This is a genomic window from Allocoleopsis franciscana PCC 7113 (assembly GCF_000317515.1).
GTDB lineage: Bacteria > Cyanobacteriota > Cyanobacteriia > Cyanobacteriales > Coleofasciculaceae > Allocoleopsis > Allocoleopsis franciscana.
Map to the genome: position 1 here is coordinate 6,484,542 of NC_019738.1, position 25,860 is coordinate 6,510,401.

At 48.2% G+C, this 25,860-nt stretch carries 15 protein-coding genes; 4 read left to right on the forward strand and 11 right to left on the reverse strand.

All coding sequences use genetic code 11. The annotated features are described in order from the left end of the window. Window positions 1-29 precede the first annotated feature (29 nt). Window positions 30-911 (forward strand): shikimate dehydrogenase, encoded by an 882-nt coding sequence (locus tag MIC7113_RS26665; protein ID WP_015185310.1) that lies wholly within the window; start codon window positions 30-32, stop codon window positions 909-911. A 59-nt stretch (window positions 912-970) separates the two neighbouring features. Here the strand turns inward: MIC7113_RS26665 and MIC7113_RS26670 are convergent, their stop codons facing one another. The 4 genes from MIC7113_RS26670 to MIC7113_RS26685 all read right to left on the reverse strand — a co-directional run bounded on the left by MIC7113_RS26670 (window position 971) and on the right by MIC7113_RS26685 (window position 6,441). Continuing rightward, window positions 971-2,038: a hypothetical protein gene (locus MIC7113_RS26670; protein WP_015185311.1), complete on the reverse strand. Its 1,068-nt coding sequence runs from the start codon at window positions 2,036-2,038 to the stop codon at window positions 971-973. Next, window positions 2,035-3,600, reverse strand: coding sequence for a hypothetical protein (locus MIC7113_RS26675; protein WP_015185312.1), 1,566 nt, complete (start codon window positions 3,598-3,600; stop codon window positions 2,035-2,037). The genes MIC7113_RS26670 and MIC7113_RS26675 overlap by 4 nt, the downstream gene beginning before the upstream one ends. A 35-nt stretch (window positions 3,601-3,635) precedes the next feature. Then, complete coding sequence (locus MIC7113_RS26680; protein WP_015185313.1) at window positions 3,636-5,222, reverse strand: polyprenyl synthetase family protein; 1,587 nt, start codon at window positions 5,220-5,222, stop codon at window positions 3,636-3,638. Between the two features lie 175 nt (window positions 5,223-5,397). Continuing rightward, complete coding sequence (locus MIC7113_RS26685) at window positions 5,398-6,441, reverse strand: RICIN domain-containing protein (protein WP_041780237.1); 1,044 nt, start codon at window positions 6,439-6,441, stop codon at window positions 5,398-5,400. A gap of 594 nt (window positions 6,442-7,035) precedes the next feature. Here MIC7113_RS26685 and MIC7113_RS26690 point away from each other — a divergent pair. Continuing rightward, entirely contained in the window at window positions 7,036-8,358 is a 1,323-nt protein-coding gene (locus MIC7113_RS26690; RefSeq protein WP_015185315.1) for a glycosyltransferase, read from the forward strand. 201 nt (window positions 8,359-8,559) lie between these two features. Here the strand turns inward: MIC7113_RS26690 and MIC7113_RS26695 are convergent, their stop codons facing one another. From MIC7113_RS26695 to MIC7113_RS26705, 3 genes are all read right to left on the reverse strand, one after another. Beyond that, window positions 8,560-9,123 (reverse strand): hypothetical protein, encoded by a 564-nt coding sequence (locus MIC7113_RS26695; protein WP_015185316.1) that lies wholly within the window; start codon window positions 9,121-9,123, stop codon window positions 8,560-8,562. Between the two features lie 469 nt (window positions 9,124-9,592). After that, on the reverse strand, window positions 9,593-10,156 hold the full coding sequence (locus MIC7113_RS26700) for a hypothetical protein (protein WP_041781316.1): 564 nt from the start codon (window positions 10,154-10,156) through the stop codon (window positions 9,593-9,595). A 323-nt stretch (window positions 10,157-10,479) separates the two neighbouring features. Beyond that, window positions 10,480-11,829, reverse strand: coding sequence for a histidine phosphatase family protein (locus tag MIC7113_RS26705; RefSeq protein WP_015185318.1), 1,350 nt, complete (start codon window positions 11,827-11,829; stop codon window positions 10,480-10,482). Between the two features lie 226 nt (window positions 11,830-12,055). Between MIC7113_RS26705 and MIC7113_RS26710 the strand changes: the two genes are divergently transcribed. Then, window positions 12,056-13,711: a CPBP family intramembrane glutamic endopeptidase gene (locus MIC7113_RS26710; RefSeq protein ID WP_015185319.1), complete on the forward strand. Its 1,656-nt coding sequence runs from the start codon at window positions 12,056-12,058 to the stop codon at window positions 13,709-13,711. Between the two features lie 124 nt (window positions 13,712-13,835). Here MIC7113_RS26710 and MIC7113_RS26715 read toward each other — a convergent pair whose 3' ends face one another. Beyond that, the gene (locus MIC7113_RS26715) at window positions 13,836-14,219 is read right to left on the reverse strand and encodes a metal-sensing transcriptional repressor (RefSeq protein WP_015185320.1); all 384 of its coding nucleotides are present in this window, start codon (window positions 14,217-14,219) and stop codon (window positions 13,836-13,838) included. A gap of 388 nt (window positions 14,220-14,607) precedes the next feature. On the opposite strand from MIC7113_RS26715, the gene MIC7113_RS26720 reads away from it, so the two are divergent. After that, window positions 14,608-15,813: an HhoA/HhoB/HtrA family serine endopeptidase gene (locus MIC7113_RS26720; RefSeq protein ID WP_015185321.1), complete on the forward strand. Its 1,206-nt coding sequence runs from the start codon at window positions 14,608-14,610 to the stop codon at window positions 15,811-15,813. A 220-nt stretch (window positions 15,814-16,033) separates the two neighbouring features. On the opposite strand, the gene MIC7113_RS26725 is transcribed toward MIC7113_RS26720, so the two are convergent. The 3 genes from MIC7113_RS26725 to rpoB all read right to left on the reverse strand — a co-directional run bounded on the left by MIC7113_RS26725 (window position 16,034) and on the right by rpoB (window position 25,557). Continuing rightward, entirely contained in the window at window positions 16,034-20,089 is a 4,056-nt protein-coding gene (locus MIC7113_RS26725) for a DNA-directed RNA polymerase subunit beta' (protein WP_015185322.1), read from the reverse strand. 106 nt (window positions 20,090-20,195) lie between these two features. Beyond that, entirely contained in the window at window positions 20,196-22,073 is a 1,878-nt protein-coding gene (locus MIC7113_RS26730; protein WP_015185323.1) for a DNA-directed RNA polymerase subunit gamma, read from the reverse strand. 163 nt (window positions 22,074-22,236) lie between these two features. After that, on the reverse strand, window positions 22,237-25,557 hold the full coding sequence (rpoB, locus tag MIC7113_RS26735; RefSeq protein ID WP_015185324.1) for a DNA-directed RNA polymerase subunit beta: 3,321 nt from the start codon (window positions 25,555-25,557) through the stop codon (window positions 22,237-22,239). Window positions 25,558-25,860 lie beyond the last annotated feature (303 nt).

Sequence of the window (25,860 nt, forward strand, 5' to 3'; positions counted from 1 at the left end):
CTACAGATAGCCGTATCGAGCAAAACGCAATGTCACAGATTACAGGTAAAACTAAACTTTTGGGGGTGATTGGTGATCCTATTGAGCATTCTCTTTCTCCTGTGATGCACAATGCTGCCATTGCAGAGATGGGATTAGATTACATTTACCTCCCCTTCCCGATCAAAACAGCAGATTTGGGAGTTGCGATCGCAGGTTTTGCGGCTATTGGTGTGCAGGGATTTAGTGTTACTATTCCTCACAAACAAGCGATTATCTCCCTGTTGTCAGAGGTTTCTGCGATCGCTAAACTAACTGGAGCGGTAAACACCGTTTGGCGGACAGAACAGGGATGGAGTGGTACCAATACGGATGTGGAAGGTTTTGTGGCACCCTTGCAAGCCTTGAATCGGGATTGGAGCCAAAGCACCCCCGTTATCTTAGGGCATGGTGGTGCGGCACGGGCTGTCGTTGTGGGTTGCACTCAACTCGGTTGTGCTGAGATTCACGTTGTGGGGCGCAATGTGCAAAAGTTAAGTCAATTTCAACAAAGTTGGGTGAATGCCCCCCTACCCATAACGCTCAATGTCCATCGCTGGGATGAACTACCGGAGTTATTGCCTCAAGCGGATTTGGTGGTCAATAGCACACCTGTCGGAATGTATCCTAACGTTGATCAGTCTCCTCTCGATGCAGCCGCGATGGAGTTGTTACGTCCGGATGCGATCGCCTATGACTTAATTTACACTCCTAACCCCACGCAGTTTTTGCAGCAAGCCCAAGAACAGGGTGCAGTTGCGATCGATGGTTTAGAAATGCTGGTGCAGCAAGGCGCGGCTGCTTTAAAAATTTGGGTTGAACAAACACCACCAGTGGATATTATGCGGCGATCGTTGCAGCAGCATTTGGGTTTATTGACTTATGGCCGGTAAAACGTCCTCGGCGATTCCATCTACCGCCACCACTTGTTCAACATACTCTATTAAATCGGTCAAAGCACATATTCTCCATAAATGAATCCTTTTGCTCGCAGAGTTTCTCCTTGGAGAAAAAGGCTAACTTCAACACGGCCTGTAACTTCTTCAATAAAACTGTATTGACGGTCTTGATTATCAGGCACTACTAGCTCCATCGTGGTTTCAAAGTTGACGTTGACTAACAATCGATCGCATTCATCGGCGGCTTCTACCTGCAAGCTAGAAGGGACTTTTAAGGTGCGATCGGCAAACAGGGAAGCCATAATTCCGGGCAGACGCACAGGCATGACTGGAGAGGACGACCAATCCCAATGAATAGCTAAAGTAGAGCCGAGGAAAATTTTGTGTATCCGATTATCCACATATACAAAAATATAGGGTAAGTACTTGACAGAATGGTCTTTATTGGTACGTTGGTCTAAAACCAGAGTAATTTGCCTGCCGTCATCACAGGTGGCAAAAGCGACAAACCATTCCCAAGCAATATCTTCACCCCAACGAAAACGACCAAAGTTGTGATCGTGGTAGACAAACCAATCGCGATCGATACTGAAGTTCTGTTCGCCTACAGATAACTCTCCCATTACTTGTAAACCGGGCACCAAACCCCAACCGATGAAACCACTGCCAAAAGGCGAATCCTCGGTTACTAACAATGGCATGGCTTGTGCCTCTCCTTGGCAACGAATGGATAACTGCGCCCTTTCGTCTTGGACTTGCAGCGTCGAGTGTTTGCCATCAAGTTCCAGCAAGACGCCGTTTCCCTGGATACGCAAGGGGTTTCGACGCACCATATCGGGTTGCCATTCCAAGTTGAAAGTAGTGCCTAATGTCGCCATAGGCGTATCCACCGGCTCCTCTGGCAGCAGGTGAGTGCTGGCTAAGTTGACCAGGAAGCTTACTTGAATCTCGCCGTGTCCTGGTCTGCCCATCAAGTTTATGTTGACCAGTATCCGCACTTTTCCTTGTCTATCCAGGAGAACGAAATGATACCAATCTTTCCAGTCCATGGGGGAGGCGGGGTCATCCAAGGGGATGCGTAGGGCTTCAATACGGGCTAGCAGTTGTTCGTCAATGGTCATCGTTGTAGCGAACCTGCCTCACAAAAAACATCCTTGACTATTGTCTGCTGGGACGGCGTTGGGAGGATAGAGGCTACACCAATACTGGAGGCGATCGCATCCCAGGTGGTGGCAATTCTGGGCAATACCAACGCCAGTCCCAGCACAAGGCAACTAAACCAGCGTTCTGCATCCATTCCCAGAGATGCTTTGAGCGCGTCTACCGCCTCAGCCGATACGGAAAAGTCACGATTAGGCTGGCCTTCATCAAACTCTGTTGCACCTAAACTCCACAACCAGTGTGAGGCAAGGGTTAGCCAACCACCTTGGTTTTTGTCACCGCCAACAGAATTCTGATAAGCAGAGGCAGCTTCCTGAGTGATAACTAGCCAACGGGGGGCTTCTGCTGCGGCAAAAGCGAGTACCCCATTCTGATAGAAACGGGTGTTACTTAACTGAGTCAGTAACTCGCTACCAGCTTGGGTGCGACGGTATTTATCACCTTCTTGGCATAGGAGGAGCAACAATTCTATAACTAGCCAACGAGCCGGAAGTGTATCTAAACCGGGTATTACAGCAAGCAAACTTTTAGTTGCCTCGGTAGTGCGATCGCTAAGTGGGATGCGTTGCCACGCATCGCTATCTAAGGTTGCTTCTTTTGAGGCGATATCTTGCAATTTTTTGGCAATGAGTGGGGATATCTGCGCCAGTCCCAAGAGGATGCCAGCGAACCAGCGATCGGCAGAACCTCCTAGTTTGGCAACGAATTTTTCGGCTAAAAAACCTGGAACTGACGTTTCTCTTTTTTTCTCTAGAGGTTCTTGCTCAGCGGGAACCAAGTTTAACAGCCATTTTTCCCAAATAGCTAGCAAACTCTGACCCCCTAAAATTGTATTCTCACTTTTGATGTTATCGCCTATCCAGTTGGGAATTTGTGCGGAGGCAAAAGCGATCACTCCATTTTGAAAGAAGCTAGTTGGTCTAATTTGATTGAGTAATTGTGTGCCCGGTTCAGTTTGGGCGTATTCCTCGCCTTTTTTACTTAAACTGGCTAAAATTTCAGCGACTAGCCAGCGAGATGGTATTTTATCTAGGTCTATTAAACCTGACATCAAACCAAACATTCCGGCTGTTGATTTGTCTAGGGCATTCGAGAACAAGTCTCCGTCACGAGAAGAGAAAGGTAAAGTAACTGGCAAGGAAACTTCGACAACCTGATTTTGATTTTTTTCAGTTTCTGGCAATACAATTTCTAGTTGGATAGGAATCGCTTCTTCTTGAATGGCTGGAAAGCGTAACCAACTTTTGACTTTCTGTCCTATTTGCAGTATGGAAGGAAGTGAAATTATAATTTTTTGGCTAAATTGGCTTCCCTGAACTAGATAAAGATAAGAGGGAGAAATACTACTAGATATAGAGATGACTTGACCGTTATCTACTAACCAATCATCTAATATAGGACGGAATAATAAGTTTTCAGGTATTTGGCTATTAATTAATAGATGTAGAACCAAACTTGAACCTGGATAAACTTTTATATTTTCATATACAAAGTTTTTGATAATGACTGGTATTTCATCCATTTAGTTTTTCTCTAACTTTTCTTATTGACACAAGCTTACACATTTCTGTAAATCACGTAGTTAATTATTTCTTTGAGAAATCGACGGTCGTGGACAGGACATCCCCATTTTTCTTCTGAGCGTAGCGGGTTTTCTGACTGAAGAAAATCTAGGTTATCAAAAATTCTTGCGGCTTTGTTGGTAAGCGATCGCGCAACTTCCCAGCCGTGTTCGATGCTACCGCAAAGTTGCATTTGTTCACTAATAAAAGCAATATCCTCTGGTGTTTTTTTATCGCGGGGTAAAGCAAGGATTTTCAATATCTTCTCAGATGCTTTGCCACGATGTGACAAAACATGATTCAGCATTAAGGTGCGTTTGCCTTCGTAAATATCACCGCCAATTTCTTTCCCATAATTTTCGATTTGACCTTGTAAATTCAACAAATCGTCTTGGATCTGAAAAGCAATTCCTAATAGCATACCAAATCGAGTTATACCTGCCAAATGGTTAACTAGCTCCTTATTACTTGCTGATGGATGTCCGACGATCAGACCAATTCGGCAGGGAGTAATAAACGAATACCAGCAGGTTTTTTTGACGCACATTTTAAAATAATCTTGGTCGGTTAGGTGGGAAGCATTGGTAGCCACCCAATCTAATTCCATTGCCTGTCCTTCGACAGATTGCTGCGCCATAAACTCGATTTCATGTAAAACATTGAGAGCTTTGGAAACTCCAATGCTTGACAGATTTTCTAGCAATAAACCTACTGCCAAGACGTTGGTAGCATCACCTACATTAATGGCGCGGGGAATTCCAATCATTTGGTGCAAAGTTCCTTTCCCCCGTCGAGATTCGGAACCGTCTTCGATATCGTCGTGAATTAGAAAAGCGTTGTGATAAAGTTCAAGAGCTGCTGCTGATGTCAAGGCATCATGTCCCCTACCTCCTACTGCTCTGGCAACACTAATACACAGAGTTGGTCGCAGCATTTTGCCGAGACGGAAGGGGTAATCAGTTAATAATTCATATAATGGTTTATAGGCACCTTCAATATCACTTCTAGTGGCAACAAATTCTTTGATTGTTTCGCCTACTGCTAACCGGGATTGGTGTACTGCTTCATTGATAATGTTTTTGTCATACATTAACTGCTCTTCGGCAGTGTTGGTGACTTCCTCAACTTTATGGTTTTCTACGAGAGCTTCACTCGATCCATTGGTAGCGATGTTAACGGCTGAGGCGATCGCATAGGGATGTGGATGCGCGTTCGCCACTCCCCCTTTAGCTGCTAATGGCACGTTTGTAATGTGTTGGGCAAACGTGGGCAGCGCTGTCGAGGAATTTTCCGTGTATTCCCCTGTGTTTATCTTATTACCATTCTCTTCAAAATCCGGTCTATAAGCAGGCAGAGGCAACTGCTGACCGTTTGTAAAGTTGTTTTTAATACTGTTGGCTAGATTGACTTCTACTGCGAGTACGGGTTTATTTTTCTGTTGTTTCTTTGGTGTTGCCGTGGTAATTTTAATAACTTTTTTGGGTAACTCTTCTTGTATTTGAATTCCTATTTTCTGTTTATGGTCGTACATTAACCAAGCAGAAAAGCAGAAGTACAGTATGAACAGAAAAATTGCAAGCATTAATTTTATCTTGTATTCAAAACAACAATTATTATAAATTAATCGAGCCAGTTTTTTCTCCTGTCGAGCAGATTTTTAGGTGGGGCTTATCGACAAGATTATCTCTATTTCTGATCACCCATTCTTTCAGTCCCCACCACACCGAAATTTTGACGGGGTTGCGATCGCGTCTTGTTTAGGAAGCAACAGGTCTGATATAAGCACCCAGGCGAACTAACACATCCATATTACTAACAGGATTAAGGGCATGGGCACCGAAAAGCCCAATTATTTCGTGATTTGGAAATGCTTCAAGAGAAAAAGTTGCCGTTTCCTTTTGGCTACTAGAGCCACCAAATACCTGTGATTTAACTCCCTTATAGGTTTGAAACTGTAAGGAGATAATGTCCTGCTCTGGATAGTCGGGGCTTTCTTTACCCCAGGTTAGTACGATTCCTGTTATATAATCTCCCGTTTCTATGCTGAATTCATCAGCTTGACCACCGGAAGCACCAGCTGCTATTGACTCGTATGTTTCAGGCGGATTTTTTGCTGTATCTTCATACTGCACTTGAATATTGTCGATAGCCCAACCCGACTTAATACGCACGGTTTTAATTCTCGACTGAGGCGTTTTGGGTTGGATGGCAAATTCTTCTGCATCAATAAAGGACCCTCTAGGTCCTAGTGTCGGAAATGACGCTGATGCTGGCGATGATTCTTCCGGAACGGGAACAAGTTCCCATTGCTGGTTTGCTGTACCATTATTACCGTTGACTGGGTACGTAACAACGGGGGTCAACGGCTCTGTACTGCTCCCTAACACATCTAGCACTAAGCCATTTAGCTTTGACTTTATCAACCCATCTTCAGTAATTGTCCATTGCTGATTTGGCGTTCCGTTACTACCGTTTACCGGATAAGTAATAACTGGGGTAAAAGGCTCTGTTCTGCTTCCTGGAATATCCACCACGAAGCCATTTAGTCTACTTTCTATGAACCCATTTTCAGTAATCTTCCATTGCTGATTCGGCTCACCATTCGTTCCCTTGACTGGGTAAACAACCAGATGAGTTTTAGCTTCCGCGTTGTTTCCTGCCACATCCAGAACTAAGCCATTGAGCTTGCTTTTTATCAAAAAGTAGCCATTATTACAGCCGTTTTTAACGGTATTATCTGCCATCTTTTTTTCTCCTTTCATCATTAAGTTTTTTAACTTTTTCACAACAAATCGAAGCATATTATTCTTTGTAAGTCAAGAATAATTTTGTATTTTTTTACATTTTTGTTGATGATAATTTTGCTATGAGGCATATATAGCAGGAGTCAGGACTCAGGACTCAGGAGTAATGCCCTTACTGTGACTGGGTTTGAGATTGACATAATGTCTTAACCGCCAAAGCTTTTCCCTTTTGTGCCACTGCTTTGGGAGCATCACTTACCTCCAATTATTTAGCCGTATCGGAAATTACTTTTTAAACGATCGGCTTATTTGGTGTAGCGGTAGATAGCCCAAGAATGCTGGAATTGCGGGGCTGGGATTTTGCTTTTTGTAGATGTAAGCCAGCGGTTGCGAGAAAGGATATTTGGGATTAGCAAGTGTGAAAGCTTACTGACAAAGGTGCAAGATATGAGTTTAGGAACTTTGACAATTACCGCATTAGATACTTGTTTCATTGGCATTTTAATTGTTGAATTAACATAATAAGTGCTGAAGAACCGTTAAGAATTTATAGTGAGTTAACTAAAGTCAGTAATATTGTTATTTAATTAGTAAAAAACAGAAAAATATAATATAAAATATTTTATTTAATTTCCGAAAACGGCTTTGATAATGAGCAAATATATTGCGATCGCTACTTTTGGCTCTTTTGGGGATGTATATCCTTACATAGCGATCGCTCTTGAGTTGCACAGAAGGGGACATCATGCCGTCATTGCTGCTAGCGAGATATATCGCCAGATCATCGAATCAGTTGGAATTGAGTTTCGTGCCATCAGACCGTTAGGCTCAATCAACATGCAAGAAGAGGGGGAGTTTATCGGGTTGCTCTCCTCCTGTGGGCAGCCTCTGGAGTACGGTATCAGCTATCTGATCGCGCCTCACTTGCGGGCAACCTACAATGACTTGGTGGACGTGGTAGGGGATGCTGATTTAGTGCTGACGCACCACCTGGCTTTTGCGGCTTGTGTGGCAGCTGAAAAAACTGGGACTCCCAGAGTATCCGGTGTCCTCTCACCTGGGTCGTTTATGTCTGCGTATGATTCTCCCAGCCTTGCGCCCCTACCGACGGAAGCTAGAAATCGCGCCATGACGCTGGTTGCTAACGATGCTATACATCGAGCTTTCCGGTGGCAGGCACGCTTTTGGAGCGCCCCAGTGCGACAACTGCGGGCTGAACTTGGTTTACCACCTTCAGGCGATCCTTTTTTTGAAGGTCAGTATTCATCCAAACTGGTGCTAGGTTTGTTCTCCCAGCTTTTGGCAACTCCTCAACCCGACTGGCCACCCCAAACTCGCATTACTGGGTTTCCTTTATACAACCACCAGGAGCGTCAAAGTTTGTCTCCTGAACTGGAGACGTTTTTGCAAGCGGGAGCGCCGCCGCTCGTGTTCACTTTAGGCTCTTTAGTGGTGTGGACGCCAGGGAACTTTTATTTAGACGGGGCCATTGCCGCCCAGCGCTTAGGCTACAGAGCCGTCTTGCTGATGGGAAAGGCAGCAGATGAGATTGCCCCCCACCAGCTACCAGAAGGAGCGATCGCAGTTAATTACGCCGCCCACTCAGCCATTTTTCCCCGTGCAGCTGCGATCGTCCATCATGGTGGTATAGGAACAACGGCGCAGGCGTTGCGTTCCGGTCGCCCCATGCTAGTGGTTCCCTGCGCCTACGATCAGCCAGATAACGCCGCTCGTTTGGTGAGGTTGGGAGTAGCGCGGATGATCGCACGTCAGCATTGTACTGCTGACGTGATGAGTGCCGAACTGAAACAGCTGCTGTCTGAGCCTAGTTATGCAGTTAAAGCAGCAGAAGTCGGTCGTTTGGTACAGGCGGAAAATGGTGCTGCCTCCGCAAGCGATGCGATCGAAGCGTATTTTGAAGTAAGCCACCAGGGGTTAAAACCCGCCGTTTATAGCTCAAGTCCTCTTTCATAAGACTCTTGAACAAATAGAGACGCAAAATATTGCGTCTCTACCGCAGCGGATATTTAATCCTATTTGGATGTCAGTAGGTAGGCACAAATAAGCGAAGGTATGTGAATAAATATTAAGAACTCAAAACCGCTTCCCTTTTGCCTTCTGTCCTCACGCTTAGCTCCGGTCTGCCTTGTCTCAACGACAAATATTAATGCCTACCTACTTAGCAGGGTAGTTATTAACTAAGTTAGCCAAGCCCCAAATCGTAACTGAAAAAAGTACAACTATCACAAGAATAAGAAATGATACTCCTGGTGACAATGGTGCATCATCTGTGGCTTGACCCTTCTTTTTAACCGCTAGTGACAGACCATCCCGATTGTCCTTATACTTACCCTTTTCATCCTTCAGGTAAAATTTCACTTCCCCATCTGAGTTCAGGGTAAAAGTAGAAGAGCCTCTAGTTTTAGCCGCTGCAAGCGCCGCTTCTTTTGTTTCATATGTTTGATTAATATCGCCAATATCAATTTCCTTAAATTCCGGTGAGTATATGGTATATGCGTTTAACCATCCTGTGATGAATGTTCCATAGGTGTCATTATTTTCCCAACGACTCCAAGCCTCGTAGCGTCCCCCTTGTGATTTTCCTATTACCCTTACTTCATAAGTTCCTGCTTTGAAAAACTTAACAACTGGCTCTTCGTTTGTGGCATCTAGGTTAATAATAGTTACAGAATCAGATGCAACGGATGAACCTTGAGAGGCTGTTTCCTGCTTTGTCATATTTTTTCTGTTTGTTTTGTGTTATCGTTTTCATGCTAAGCTTAACTGAAGTTTTGTACCTGTCCCCTCAGCTAAGACAAGTCAATTTTTGCTTTGGGTGATTAAACTTCTTTAGAATGCTTCAATTTTGCATATTTAATAAAATCTTGTCAATAGATAAAAGCAATAAAAACAATAAAAATAAATCATATATAAGCCTTATTAATTAAGACTTATTTAAATCAATGGTAGACCTTTTGTACACAGTCAGAAATCTCCTAGCGATAGGAGGAAGGATGAAGGGGAAAAGAGAAAAGTATCGTTTCCCTTTCCCTACTTCTGCAAGCGGTTTAGTGTCTAGTGACATAGGATAAAGCACAGATTCATCCCTCAAACTTAGACTGACCAAAGAAATGGGATACAAGCCTTTCCCCCCAAACTTGGGGGCTAGGATTGCGTCAGTCATGTTTAAGATGGAAAAGCGATCACCCTACTCTGTGGCGTCTATTTCGGGTGAGTAAACATCAATGGCAAGCACATCTTCCGGCACCTGGCGGATCAACTCGCCGTAGGAAGGTTTTTGATGTTCCAAAGAAAGGTACGGTGGTGAAGAAGAACGACGCAACCACAATTGGTCGAATTCTGTCCACAAATGTCGCAACTGCGGGTTAATGGCACTGTCGGCTAAGATTTCCATTACTACTTGGTGTATGGCCAGCAAGTCTTCTAAAGTTCCGCTTAGGTAAATGTTGTCAGCCACCACGGCTGCATCTAAAGTCAACCTGCCAGCAATCACGTCTCGGAGAGTTTCGGCTTTGCTGCGAAAATTTACTGACTCCAGCGCCACCGGATATTCGCTCTCGATTTGCAGTTGTTCTCCTCCCGACGCCCGCAGTCGCAACCTAATTCCATCAAGGTCGATCGCAGCCGTTTTTCCCGAAACCGCTTGCACCAAGACTTTCCAGGTGGAACCTCCTTGGCTTCGTAGGATTTCCACCAGGCGGTGCAGCCATTGATCTAGCTGGGCTTGGCGTTCAAAAAATTGATTTTCCATCAACAAAGCCCTAGCAAAACTTTCAAACTGTGCAAGATTTGAGCCTCCAAGGGACGCTTCGCGCATCCCCAACAGATGGAAGAAACACAATTAGCTGAAATCATTCAACTATAAGGGTTTGAGAATGTGTTTCTTAAGAGAATAGTGCAGCACCGCTGGCAAATGCAAGACTACGTAAAAACCAACCAGTGACTTACCACCGATTACATCATTTTTTAAATACTCACCTATTTATCAGTTGAATAAACAACAGATAGGGGCACGACATGTCGTGCCCCTACATCGGTACTGCAAGAATACCCATCTGCAATCTTCGATATTCTCTACAACGCACCCGCCGCCGTCTGATCCAGCACACCCCCCGATAGGTGGGTGGTAATGTTCATCGCTTGCAATATCGGCGGTTTTTCTAAACCATGAGGATAGTCAATCACAGTAACAGCACCATTGCCCTGTTTAATACTCCAGATTGAGGCTGGACTTAAACCCAATACATGACAGAGAATCACTTTATTGATGGCATCATGAGCCACAATTAGACCGGTTTTCAGTTCCGTGTTAGATACTCCAGCCGCTTCAATAATCCCATTCCAACAAGCAATCGCCCTATCCCATACCTGCTGTAAATTTTCCCCTTCTGGCATCTGTACCGTTTCCGGGGCAGTTTGCCATTGATGCAGCAAATCGGCGTACTCCTGCTTAATTTCGGACTCTAACTTTCCTTCCCAAAGTCCGTGATTAATTTCCTTGAGTTTCTCTTGCAGCTCCAGGTTAATATTGGGATGATTTTTTAAGATTAATTCAGCCGTTTCTTTGGGACGAAGCATAGGGCTACTGACGGCAAAATCAATCGGCACATCCTTGAGAAACTCAGCCGCTTGTTGTGCTTGTTTGCGCCCATTGTCATTCAGCGGCACATCAATTCCGCCCTGAAAGCGTGCAACTCGATTCCACTCGGTTTCACCATGACGCACCAGCAACAACCGCAACCCTCGATTCCCTTCTCGTGGTGTAGGTAAGGCGTCTCCCATGTGGGAGGTTTGATTGAGCGACTCTAATTGTACGAGTTCACCCCAACCCCCTACAAAATTCAAAACATTGATGCCACAGTTGGATTGCTGGATGGAATGATAAAGCGCCGGAGAAATACCAAGAGCACTCGCGAGCAAACACCGATTAATCCCGTTATGCGCCACGATTAAAATGGTTCCTCCTGGGTGGCGGGGGAGAATCTCTTGCCAAAACTGCTTGGCTTGTTCGTAAAGCGCTAGCACGGGAAAATGTTCCTTCGTCCCCTCTGAGTTGGGAAGAGTCATGCAAAACTCGTGAGGGCGTTCTTTCCAGCAGCGATACTCCTCTGAGAACTTGTCCTTCACCGCCTCCTTCTGCAACTTCTCCCACAACGGCAAATCAATCTCTAGTAGGCCGGTCGGGGTCAATAACTCCGGAGAACCGGGCAAATAAGGTAGGATAACCTCGGCGGTTTTCTTTGCCCGTTGTAGGGGAGAGCTATACACAGCATCAAATCTGAGGCTACTGAGGGCAGCGCCGACTTGGTGGGCATCGGCAGTTCCTTTTTCGGTCAAGACTGACTCATCACAGCGCCCTTGAATCATCTTAAGGGCGTTATAACTGCTTTGACCGTGACGCACGATAATGACGCGAGTAGCCAATCTGGGAATCCTCCATTAGCAAGTAGGTGAACAGTGCCCTGTTTGACGTAAAGGCTGCTAATTTAAGCATCTCCCAATTTCAGGGTAACTTGCAACCGAATATGACCCTCAAACTGAACCCTTGGTTTGAGGAAGCGTAAGATAATTTCAGATAACTTGAAAAAGCTAGCCTGTAACGGGCAAAAATTCTTAGCCTTGGACTTTATTACTGGCATTTGGGGGGTTCATGACCACTGAGCGGTGGATTTTGATGATTAAACGGTTGATTTTGGGGATACTGACGATTTTTGCCTTCGCCAGTGTTACCCTTTCCTTATTGCAAAGCTTGAGTCAGCCTCAGATTCAAAGCCGCCTGGAACTTTACCAAACGAATTTACTCCTCCATGCCAGCGAGTGGCAGGGTAATAGCAGCGAGACGGGAACCCCGCAAGAGTCCGTACCTGATTTGAAAGCGGCTCGAAATGCTTTACTGGGCGAAAAGCCTTTAAAAACGGCTCAAGAACAGTATCAAGAAACACGTAAATCCGCTCAGAAAACTCAGTCGAACCTTGCGGCACAACTGAAAGACGTTTCTGACAAAATCTCCCAAGTTCAGGGAATTGAGGATGAAGATGCCCCCACCCCTGAGGAAGTCAAAATACAATTGCAACGCTCTATGCAGCAGCAACAGCAATTGCAAGGGCTACTTTCTCAAGTCCAACAACTAATTGATGAGCTAGATTTGCGAATCGGCGTTCTCCAAGCTCACCAGGGCGATCAGAAAGCGGCACTCAATACCTGGAGTCAGTTTACCAAACCCTCTGCTGAGGCCGTCGCTTCCGTGTCCGCCTCGAAGGATTCCATGGTACAGACAGCGCAGGTGTTAATCGGTTTATGGAGTGAGCAACCTCGCTTGCTGCCTGATGCTGAGTCACAAATTCAAAAAGATTTAGAGGGTTGGTTCCGCTATCGGGCATTAACCAAGTTGTATCAATTGCAACAGCGTCAGGATGCTCAGTTGTCCCTCCAAGCGAAAGAACAAGAGCTGGCGGAGCAAGCTATTTTCAAATTAGCGCTGATTGGGGGAATACCCGGATTCGGTGGACTATTAGGTGTAGGACTTTTCGTCTTTTTAATCGTACAGCGACTCCTAAAAGGCAAAGAATCACTCCTCGCTACCAACAGTAATGTCCCTTGGGAAACGCCGTGGAATTGGGAAATTATATGGCAGGTGTTTATCCTGGGCTTTTTCTTCATCGGTCAATTACTATTGCCTACATTGTTTCATTGGTTGGGCGTTAATCCCAGCAATTATGATGTGCGGATGAAGGCGTTCTATGTTCTGGCAAGCTACCTGCTGATGGCGTCTGGAGGTTTGTTGGTACTGTACTTTTCCCTTAAACCTTTCTTCCCCTTGCCACAAGATTGGTTTTCTTTTAAGTGGCGACTAAGCTGGATTGCCTGGGGGTTGGGAGGTTATTTCGTGGCACTTCCTTTAGTGATTTTGGTATCGTTTCTTAACCAGAAGCTGTGGCAAGGACAGGGTGGTAGTAATCCCATTTTGTCCCTAGCGTTGGAGGGACAAGATAATGTTGCTCTATTCCTATTTTGTGTTACGGCTTGTGTGGCAGCCCCCATGTTTGAGGAAATATTCTTTCGAGGGTTTTTATTGCCGTCTTTAACTCGTTATCTGCCGGTTTGGGGGGCAATTGTTGCCAGTGGTTTCCTGTTTGCTTTGGCTCACCTCAGTTTCTCTGAGGTGCTACCACTAGCCACGCTGGGAATAGTGTTGGGAATCGTGTATACGCGATCGCGCAATCTCCTGGCTTCTATGCTGCTTCATGGATTGTGGAATGCTGGGACACTCCTCAGTCTTTTCGTTCTCGGCAGTGGGGCGAGTTGATGTTCAAGTAAGGTTTTAATTGGAGTGCGATCGCTCGTTATTTTGTGAGCGATCGCCCTGTTGATAGAATATTAATCTGGCAAGTTACAACAAGGTCTAAGTCGTGCTAATTAAACCTCTGAGGCTACGGCAAAAACCGATCTAAAGCGGCTTTTAGTTCCTCAATTTCTGCCTCAATATTGCCCTCTTCAGCGGCACGAGCAATACACTCGGTTAAATGCTCATCCAGAATAATCCGCGCCACTCGATCTAGTGCTCCCCGAACCGCTGCAATTTGCACCAACACGTCTGGACAAGGGCGACTTTCCTGTACCATCGTCTTAACTCCTCGGATGTGCCCCTCAATTCGAGATAGCCGATTGACGATGCGCCGCAGAGAGTCTTCATCATGAACATGATGATGAGTTGATTGTCCCTCGCCATGACTATGCGCGATGTGAGTGTAATTCACATCCTGACTTAGGGAAGCTTCGTCTTTCCCAGACACGGAAAAGGTTTCGTTAATCAATGGCTCAGCTCCAAATTATGGCGTGGGAACATTCTTGAGTTTCTTGTTATCCCGATCCTAGTGTAGAGCAGAGAATCTCAGATGCTTCTTTTGATCGCACTGATCAAGAACTATGGTGCGCTAGAAACGGAGGGAGAGAGATTTCCGTCCTGGGGGGCAGCGACTGGGCGATGACGCTTGCTTTGAATCCAGAAAAAATGAAGCTGCTTATACTAATCCGTTTTATCCATTTCACATTTTTGCCTTTTTGTCAAGGTGCAACTTCTACACCCATGGCATCCCAGTGAACGTAACTGAACTGTCAAAATATCTGTAAAGCTGCGGATAGCAACGAATAGACCATTACCAATACTTTCATGAAACAATCATCGAATCCACAATAGAGGCTATGCGACCGAACAAATTTTCTCTGCTATTAGGCAAAATTCGTACTTATTTACTCGCGCTCATTATAGGAGTTCTGCTGACGGTTGGTGTTTATCAGGTGTCGCCTTCGCAAGCAGAACCAGCACCGATCGCCGAGTCACAAACACCAACACTACTTGCACAACGACAACCGATAGCCGCCGCTCCTAGCAATTTTGTAACGGCAGCAGTGGATCGGGTCGGATCTGCGGTAGTGCGAATTGACACCGAGCGCACCATTACACGTCGCGTCGATCCGTTTTTTGATGACCCCGCCTTTCGGCGCTTTTTCGGCGAGGATGCCTTCCCTCAGATGCCGATGGAAAGACGCCTGCGGGGTCAAGGTTCAGGATTTATTATTGATGGCAATGGGGTGATTCTCACCAATGCCCATGTTGTCGATCGCGCGGACAAGGTAACTGTCATCCTCAAAGATGGACGCACCTTTCAGGGAAAGGTACAAGGTGCAGATGAGGTAACGGACTTAGCGGTCGTTAAGATTGAAGGTAGGGACTTACCGGTTGCCACCTTAGGAAATTCTGATGGGGTTAAAGTGGGTGACTGGGCGATCGCCGTCGGTAACCCCTTGGGACTCGATAATACTGTCACCCTAGGAATTGTCAGCACTCTCCAACGATCTAGTGCTCAAGTGGGTATTCCCGACAAGCGACTAGACTTTATTCAAACCGATGCAGCGATTAATCCCGGGAACTCAGGCGGGCCGTTGTTGAACGATGCGGGAGAAGTGATTGGCATCAATACTGCCATTCGCCCCGATGCCATGGGAATTGGTTTTGCGATTCCTGTGAATACCGCCAAAGCGATATCAGCCAAGCTGGCACAGGGAGAAACCATTCAGCATCCCTATCTCGGCATTCGCATGGCAACATTGACACCTCAGCTAGCGGCGGAGAACAATCGCGACCCCAACTCAGCTTTCACGATACCAGAAGTCAACGGAGTCTTAGTGGTGCAAGTGTTACCCAACACACCTGCTGCTACTTCGGGACTACGTCGGGGAGATGTCGTTATCGCCATCAATGGACAATCTGTAAGCAGTGCGGATCAGTTGCAACGGATGGTTGAGAATAGCAATGTCGGTCAGACGCTACAACTGAAGATACGGCGCGGTAGTCAAAGTGATACGATAGCCGTTCGCACAGGGGAGTTGCCAACAGCGGCTAGATAGCGAAGAAGCTTTATACCAATTCACTCAATGCTTGCTACAGATAGTTTTCTTGTTCCCCCCTTAGTAAGGGGGGCTAGGGGGGTCGATGTGTAACGGATTAAAAGTGAAATGGTATTAGTAGGCTGGAGTTTGAGGTAAGTTGAATCAAAGAAGGGCGACCCACTGGGTCGCCCTTGCTTATACTCCTTGAGATGCGAGCTTAGAAATAGCCCTGATTAGACTAGTCCTCATCAGCATCATCATCATCATCTAAGTAGTCTTCCTCAAAATCGCCGTCCTCATCGTCATCATCCTTGAGAACGGAGGGGAAGCCGTTTGCCCCCATACCAAAACTGGGCGTCCGCTCATCCAAGCTGTAATTGCGGGCTGTCCGGTCATCGAGCACCACATCGAGGGGGTCATCTTGGTCTAAGTCAGCATCGGTGCGTTCTCCATAACCATAGACTCCTGCTCCACCCGCCGAGTAATCGGGTTCAATTGGGCTGAGAGTTGAGTCTTCATAAGCGTTATATCCGGTACCTGCTGGAATCAGGCGTCCAATAATCACGTTTTCTTTCAGACCCCGCAGCCAGTCAGATTTTCCTTCAATAGCGGCTTCCGTGAGAACACGAGTCGTTTCCTGGAAGCTAGCTGCCGAGATGAAACTATCGGTGTTGAGCGAAGCTTTGGTAATCCCCAAGAGCACGGGTGTATATTGTGCCGGTGCACCACCAGTGATCGCCATTGCTTCATTCACCGTCTCAATCTGCCGCAACTCTACCAGTTCCCCAGGCAGCATGGTAGTATCGCCACCGTCGTCCACCCGAACTTTAGAAGTCATCTGGCGGACAATCACCTCGATGTGCTTGTCAGAAATATCAATCCCTTGAGATTGATACACGGACTGCACCTCATTCACCAAGAACCGCTGTGCCGCAGACAGTCCAACCAGCGCCGCCTCATAGACTCCTTTCTCTTCCAGGGTGTAATTGAAGAACACCTCTAGAATTTCGTGGGGATTTGCCGGACCATCGGTGAGCGCTCCAGCCACAGGCACTTGTTGACCATCTGTCACCAGAGAATTCTGACCCGGACCGACTGGGTAATCGGTAACCGTTCCATCGGAATCAATCACCTTGATATCGACGGTTTCATCTTGCTCATAAACGACCTGAGCCTCACCGGGGCGTCGGGCTAAAACGCAAGCTTCCTTGGGTTTACGAGCTTCTAAGAGTTCCTCAATTCTGGGCAAACCCTGAATAATGTCACCCGTCTTCGCTCGTTCAAACACCAGTAACACCAGGTTGTCACCCCGTTGCACCAGGTCGCCATTGTCAATCTGCAACACCGCACCTGCCGAAACCCGGTAGGGACGAGCAATTCGCAGAGTCACCGAGTCACTGCTGACTTTGACCACCTGACCGGATTCTGGAGTGGGTGTCTCGTTGGATAGGAAATCTGTAGAAACGACCAAATTCCCGACCTTAACCTTGGGTGTACCCGTGATCGGAACCGTGATCCGATCGGCATTGCGTACAATCAGTACCCGACGAATCGCTTCAGCACCCTCTCGAATCCCTCGGACTTCACCCGCTTCCTTACACTGAATTTCAGTGCGAGCCACTACAGCTCCAGGGGCAATTTCGTCTCCATCGGAAACCAGAACGCGTGTCGTCGTGCTTCCGCCCAAAGGATCGGCTGCCGTATCACGGCGAATCACCAGGGATTCAAGAATCACGAGCTGTAATCGCATATCCGTCCCGGCAGACGGTGTACTATCGCTATCGTCGGCGCTATTCTCGTCGCCCGTATTGACCAACTCAATGTCAGCACTGAGCTGGGCGGCACCCGCATGTTCATCCGCCGATTCCTGGAGCATCTCCAAGACAAGCTGAGTGCGGAGTAACTCCAGCCCTTCTACGGACTTCACCCGTTCTCCATCTTTATAAGGCAGCCGTTGGATTGCCCGCAGTTCAATCTTGGTCGCTCCACGAGGGGCTTTTCCAGACTGGGCGATATCGTCTTTCTTATTAATCGAAGCCTGAGATGGCACGGGCGGTTCATCGGGTACGGGAAACTCTACCACAGGCCGCAACAGGATAGCAGCTCCCTCTGGAGTTTCCACCGCTTCGCCATAACGCAGCTCTGCGGTGACAAGCCCCGGTATGGCTTCGGTGCCGGGATATACCAACTGACCTTCGGTGATAAACGCTTCTGGAACTTCATCAACCAGATGCAGTTCCCCTGGCTTAATCACAATTTCGCGTAGAATGTCGTTTTTCTGAACGACTTCCACAATACCCCCCGATTGACAGAAGATATCCTTCACCACTTCGGTTCCGGCTTCTACATATTGACCGTCTTCCACCAACAGTAAGGAGATATCTTTGTTGACCTCGTGGCATTCTTCCGGAATCCAGAGCAAGGTGCCGCCTTTAACAACTTCGTAGCCTTGCTTGGCCTTACCCCGCTTAGAAACCTCGACACCGGCATATTTAACAATGCCACCGGTCTGGGTGCGATATCGGTCATCAATCAGTTCTGCCACCACTTGGTTGTGGAACACTTTCGTTCCAGGAGTAGCCTTCAGTAAGAACCGCTGATTATTGGTGGTGTAAATCACATACTGATCACGGCCTGCGGTACTTTCTACCCGTACCATGGCTTGGTCTAACAGAACTGACGCCGTGATGATGTCAATTTCCCGCTTACCGGGGGTGAGTCGAACGACACCACCGTTGGCGGTGACTAACTTGGTTTCGGCTAGGACACTCCCTTGCTCGACTGCATCACCGTTTTTAACGACGGGTTCTGCACCGGGCGGTAGGTTGTAAACTTCTCCCGATAAAACCCACAGTAAACCCCCCCGTTGAGCAATCCGGGTGGTATTGCCCTGACGGTCTGTTTTCTCCTCTGGGATCAAGTCCGCAAACAGGACTTCCCCAGCCAGATCGGAAGCAACGTCTTTAGCCGCTTTTTCTGTGGAGAGGCGAGATTTACCCAAGGCAACTTCTGCCAAGAGTTGATTCTTCTTGACCTGTTCCCCATTGCCGACCATCAGCAAGGAACCAACGGTAACAGGAAAAGTCTGAGACTTTTGAGTCCCATCAGTTGGCTCTAAAATCAGATCCGCCGCGACTTCTACTTGTTCACGGTCTTCCCCGTGACGAGTCCGTACCCCTCTGGTTCGTAGTTTTTTCGCGAAGCGCACCACCCCATCAAATGGGGCTTGCACTTGCCGTGCGGCTTCACCCGTGAACACACCACCCGTGTGGAACGTCCGCATGGTGAGCTGGGTTCCAGGTTCTCCGATCGACTGGGCGGCAATAATACCGACCGCTTCTCCCAAATCCACCATGTGCCCGTGGGCTAAACTCCAACCGTAGCAATGCTGGCAGACCGATCGCGAGGCTTCGCAAGTCAGGGGCGATCGCACAAACACTTCTTTGACACCGGAACGGGCAATTTCTTTAGACAACTCATCTGAGATATCCTGGTTGCGTTCGGCAACCACTTCGCCGGTGATGGGGTGAATCACATCTTCTCCCAGGACGCGACCAAACAGACGGTCTTCCAGAGGAATCAAAGTGCGATCGCCATCGGTCATTGCCACAATGGTCACGCCTCGCGTCGTCCCGCAATCCACTTCTCGCACAATTACATCTTGAGCCACGTCCACCAGACGCCGGGTGAGATAACCAGAGTCAGCAGTTCTGAGCGCGGTATCCACCAAGCCTTTGCGTGCCCCATAGGACGAGATAATGTATTCGGTAACCGTTAAGCCTTCACGGAAATTCGTCTTAATCGGTAAGTCAATAATCTCTCCTTGAGGGTTGGCCATCAGACCCCGCATCCCCACTAACTGACGCACCTGAGCCATACTGCCCCGCGCTCCAGAGGTAGACATCATGTACACCGAATTCAGGGGGTCAGTGGTTTTGAAGTTGCGTACCACTTCATCTCTTAAGGCTTCAGAGGTATTATTCCAGGTGTCAATTACCTTTTGAAACCGTTCAACCTCCGTAATTTCGCCCCGCGTGTACCGAGCCTCAGTCTCCCGAATTTGGGATTCCGCTTCCTCCAGCATCTGACGCTTAATCGGTGGTACCTGCAAATCATCAACGCTGATCGAAACACCAGCCTGAGTGGCGTAGCGGAAGCCCAGGTCTTTAAGCTGGTCAGCCATCTGGGCACTACGGGCACTGCCGTGTTCTGTAAAGGCCCAGGATATCAGCTTTTTCAGCTCACTTTTACTAACAACCCGGTTATAAAAAATCGCTTCGTTCTGGTCTACCATCTGCTTTATCCTTCGTCCTCAGTCTTTAGTGATTAGTCCCAAAAGCGGTTGAAAGTGGGCCGGGAGTGAAAGTTAACCGATTCGACCTTCAACCTTCAACCTTTGACTAGCTAATCAGCGCCTCTTGAATGGCTTTGTTATAGATAATCCGACCTGGAGTAGTACGCACATACTGGGAGATGATCTGCCCGTCAGCGGTTTCCCGCACTCGACGCTCTCTGTAATGTTTGGTTACGCTGCCATCGGATGATTGTTCCGTCTTGATCACTTCATTGTCAGGTACGGCTGACTCAACGATGCCATCAAAGCGCAACCAGACATAGGCATGTAAGTCTACTTGCTTTTGTTCGTAGGCTTTAATCGCATCATCTAGATTGGCAAAATATTTATTAGCGCCTTTTTGAGCCTCTAGATTTTCAGCGGTCAGGTAATAGCATCCCAAGACCATATCCTGACTAGGCGCAACAATCGGGCGACCGGTTGCGGGTGAAAGGATATTATGAGAGGCCAACATTAACAGTCGAGCTTCTGCCTGGGATTCTAAAGATAGGGGCACGTGAACCGCCATCTGGTCACCATCAAAGTCAGCGTTAAAGGCCGGACAGACTAAGGGGTGCAGTTGAATGGCGCGACCTTCGACCAAAATCGGTTCAAACGCCTGAATTCCCAAGCGGTGCAACGTAGGTGCGCGGTTAAGGAGTACGGGGTGACCTGCAATCACTTCCTCTAAGACATCCCACACGCTGGGATCGCCCCGTTGAATCAGCTTTTTCGCCGCCTTGATGTTATTCACCAAACCTTGACGAATCAAGCGATGAATCACGAAGGGTTGAAACAGTTCGATCGCCATTTCGCGGGGCAAACCGCACTGATGAATTTTCAGCTTAGGACCGACAACGATCACAGAACGACCCGAGTAGTCAACCCGCTTACCCAAGAGGTTTTGCCGGAAGCGACCTTGCTTACCCTCAATGATGTCGGAGAGGGATTTGAGGGGGCGATTGTTTGCACCCACAACAGTCCGACCCCGACGACCATTGTCGATTAAGGCATCCACCGCTTCTTGAAGCATCCGCTTTTCGTTGCGGACAATAATTTCCGGTGCCAAGATTTCCTGGAGACGTGCCAGTCGGTTGTTGCGGTTAATGACGCGCCGATACAGGTCATTCAAGTCTGAGGTGGCAAAGCGACCGCCGTCTAGTTGTACCATCGGGCGCAGGTCTGGAGGAATGACCGGAATCACCGTCAGTACCATCCACTCCGGCAGAGAACCGGTGGCGATAAAGTTGTCAATCACCCGCAAGCGCTTAATCAGCTTGGCTCGTTTTTGACCTTTAGCGTTGGTAATTTCTTCGCGGAGCTTTTCACCCTCAGAGTCTAAATCAACGTCCTGCAAAAGTCGTTGGAGTGCCTCAGCACCAATTCCTACCTCAACTCCAGTTAGTTGAGAATCTTCGCTATAAAGCTGCTCTTCAATTTCCAGCCATTGATCTTCCGTCAGTAGCTGCTTGTAGCTGAGATTCTCGGCATTGCCTGCACTCAAGACAACATAGGCGTTGAAGTAGACAATTTGTTCCACATCCCGCAGGGGCATATCTAGCAGAATGCTCAGGTAGCTGGGAATCCCCTTGAGATACCAAACGTGAGCCACCGGTGCGGCGAGTTTGATATATCCCATCCGGTGACGGCGTACCCGTGACTCGGTGACTTCTACACCGCAGCGTTCGCAGACAATGCCCCGGTGGCGCACCCGCTTGTACTTGCCGCAATGGCATTCCCAATCCTTGGCCGGACCAAAGATTCGTTCGCAGAACAGCCCATCCATTTCGGGTTTGAGCGTGCGATAGTTAATCGTTTCCGGTTTAGTAACTTCACCAACCACTTGGCCATTAGGGAGGGTTCTTTCTCCCCATTGCCGAATCCGCTCTGGAGAAGCGATCGCAATTTTGACATAGTCAAACCGCTGTTCTAGCTGATGTCTCATTCGATTAAGAGTTGAAGGTTCAAGGTTTAAAGGTTGAATGTTGAAAAAAAAGGGGGGTGAAGGTTGGAAGAGGGGGTTGAAGGTTGAAGGTTATTAACTTTCGCCCTTCAACCTACCCCTGCGGGGAACGCTCTCGCGAACAACCTGCTAACTTTCAACCTGTTTAGACTTCGTCTTCTTCAAGTTCCTCGCGGTTCAGAGATTCGTAAGTGGGTCGGCTGGGTGTCCGACGGCGATCTGCATCTGCCATCAAATCCACCTCTACATCTCGGCTGGTACCATCCTCAGCCGTTTCTACTTTGTGAACTGCCATATCCAAGCCCAAGGATTGGAGCTCTCGCATTAAAACCTTGAAGGATTCAGGCGTCCCGGGTCGCGGAATGGCTTTACCCTTAACGATCGCATTGAGCGCCTCATTCCGTCCTTGCATATCGTCGGACTTCACCGTCAGCAACTCTTGCAGGGTATAAGCCGCACCGAAGGCTTCCAGTGCCCACACTTCCATTTCTCCAAAACGCTGACCGCCCTGCTGCGCTTTTCCGCCCAACGGCTGTTGCGTGACTAGAGAGTAAGGACCCGTAGAACGAGCATGAATCTTATCGTCCACCAAGTGAACCAGCTTCAACATGTAAGCCTTACCCACCGTGATCGGTCGATCAAACGCTTCTCCGGTACGACCATCATAGACCTTGATTTTTCCGGGGTGTTCCGGGTTAAACACCCAGTTCTGATCTTCCTCCTCACTGGCTTGCTTCAGCTTGCCGTGAACCGTCGTTCGGGACGCTTCTTCCCCATACATTTCATCAAACGGCGTTAACTTAAACCGGAGTCCCAAGTTCTCCCCTGCCCATCCCAATAAACATTCAAACACCTGACCAACGTTCATCCGCGACGGCACACCCAGAGGATTGAGCACAATATCAAGGGGTGTCCCATCGGGGAGGTAGGGCATATCTTCCATCGGCAAAATCCGGGAAATAATCCCCTTGTTGCCATGGCGACCGGCCATCTTGTCTCCCACCTGGATTTTCCGCTTCTGCGCCACATACACCCGAACCACCATGTTCGCCCCAGGAGGTAGTTCATCTCCCTGCTCACGGGTAAACACCCGGACATCAACCACGCGACCTTTCTCACCGTTGGGTACGCGCAGGGAGTTGTCTCGCACATCTCTGGCTTTTTCACCGAAGATGGCTCGCAGCAGTTTCTCTTCCGGCGGCTGGTCAGATTCCCCTTTGGGCGTTACCTTGCCCACCAGAATGTCCCCGGCTTCCACCCAGGCACCAATCCGAATAATCCCGGTTTCGTCTAGCTGACGCAGGGCATCTTCCCCAACGTTGGGAATTTCGCGGGTAATTTCCTCGGGTCCAAGCTTGGTCTGCCGTGCTTCAATCTCATACTTCTCGATGTGAATGCTGGTATAGACATCATCTATCACCAACCGTTCACTAATCAGAATCGCATCCTCGTAGTTGTAGCCTTCCCACGGCATATAAGCTACCAAGATATTCTGTCCTAGTGCCAGCTCACCGCCCTCGGTTGCCGAGCCATCAGCGATCACTTGACCCGCAACAACATCATCGCCTTCAAATACCAAAGGACGTTGATTCAAACAAGTATCTTGGTTCGAGCGCTGATACTTCTGAAGCTCATAAAACGTCTCCCGACCCGTCTTATCCTTGACCCGAATGTGACGAGCATCCACTTCGGTCACTTCGCCATCAGTACGGGACACAATTACCATCCCAGAGTCCCTTGCTGCTTGGGCTTCCAATCCGGTTCCGACTAAGGGGCGCTCTGGTCGTAATAGGGGTACGGCTTGCCGCTGCATGTTCGATCCCATCAGCGCCCGGTTGGCATCGTCATGCTCCAAGAAGGGAATCAGGGAGGTAGCGACCGAGATAATCTGTACGGGCGACACCGCCACATAGTCCACCTGATCCGGGGTGGTTGTGGTAAAGTCTTGCCGATAGCGCACGGGTACCGACTCACCCAAGATATTCCCATCTTCATCCATGGGAATATCCCCCGGTGCGACCCGCAGGTCATCCTCTTCATCCGCTGTCATGTACAGGGGGGGCTGGTCTTTGAGGACTCGACCATTTTCTACCGGGTAAAACGGCGTCTCAATAAATCCATAAGCATTCACCCGTGCATGGGTGGCTAAGGAACCAATTAGACCTGCATTGGGACCTTCTGGTGTCTCAATTGGGCAAATCCGTCCGTAGTGCGAAGGATGGATATCCCGCACGGCAAAGCCAGCTCGTTCCCGCGTTAAGCCGCCTGGGCCAAGGGCCGACAGTCTCCGTTTGTGGGTGAGTTCTGCCAATGGGTTGGTCTGATCCATAAACTGGGATAGCTGCGACGAGCCAAAAAACTCTTTAATCGCCGCAACCAGTGGTTTCGGGTTGACTAAGCTAGCGGGAGTGAGGGTATCCGCATCGCTAACCGTCATCCGTTCCCGGATGATTCGTTCCAAGCGGTTAAGACCGACTCGCACCTGATTTTGCAGCAGTTCACCGACTGAGCGCACACGGCGATTCCCTAAGTGGTCGATATCGTCCGTGCTACCCACGTCAAATTCTAGATTAATCAGGTAATCAATCGCTGCCACAATATCTTGCGACGTGAGGACTCGCATTGTATCCGGCACGTTCAGGCGCAGCTTCTTGTTGATTTTGTAACGACCCACCCGACCTAAGTCATAGCGTTTCGGGTCAAAAAAGCGCGAATCCAGTAACTGCTGACCTCCGCTAACCGTCGGGGGTTCCCCTGGACGCAGCTTGCGGTATAGCTCCATCAGCGCTTCTTCTTCCGTTGGGTTACCCTCTTTATCCAGAGTTTTCTGATAGTAGTCTGGATGGCGCATGGCATCCATAATCTCACTATCGGACAGTCCCAACGCCTTCAACAGTACCTGTGCCGACAACTTGCGGGTTTTGTCAATCCGTACCCACACCAAATCATTTTTGTCGGTTTCAAATTTCAGCCATGCCCCCCGGTTGGGAATCAGCGAAGCACTGTAAGTCCGGCGTCCGTTTTTGTCGGTTTCCGATTTGTAGTATACGCCAGGGCTGCGAACGATTTGGTTCACAATCACTCGTTCTGCCCCGTTGATGATAAACGTGCCTCGGTCGGTCATCAGGGGGAGGTCGCCGATGAATACCTCTTGTTCCTTAATCTCACCGGTTTCCTTGTTGATCAGGCGGGTGGGAACATACATTTGCACGGCATAGGTGCTGTCTCGCCGCTTTGCTTCGTCAACGTCGTACTTGGGTCGCTTGAGCTTGTAGTCTTTACCCAAGAAGTGGAGTTCCAGCTTACCGGTGTAATCGGTAATGGGTGAGAAGCTGTTCAGTTCTTCAATTAGCCCTTCTTCCAGGAACCAGCGAAAGCTGGAACGCTGAATCTCCACTAAGTCAGGCAACATATAGTTGGCTAGAGTGTATGTTTGAGTGGAGGGGGTGTAAATTTGATTATTCATGCGTCTCCTCTTACGGGGTGAGTCGGCTTCGGGATAGGAGTCCGAGCCAAAGGTACCACGCCGCTGCAACAGCACCGATTGTATCCCTGATTGATAGGTGATACTGATCCACAAAGTGATTTTTGCTAGATAACTGGCAATGATCGCTAATTATCTAGCAACTCTGGCTGTTCAGTTGTTGACTCGTGGCAGCAACAAAATGATCTTGGGAAATGGCTAGTGTCTCTAACTATGAGCAACGCTCGGTTTAAAAATTAGGGCTTTTCCAGAGACCCGATAAACCGTGTCTCTAAGAAGTGGCTT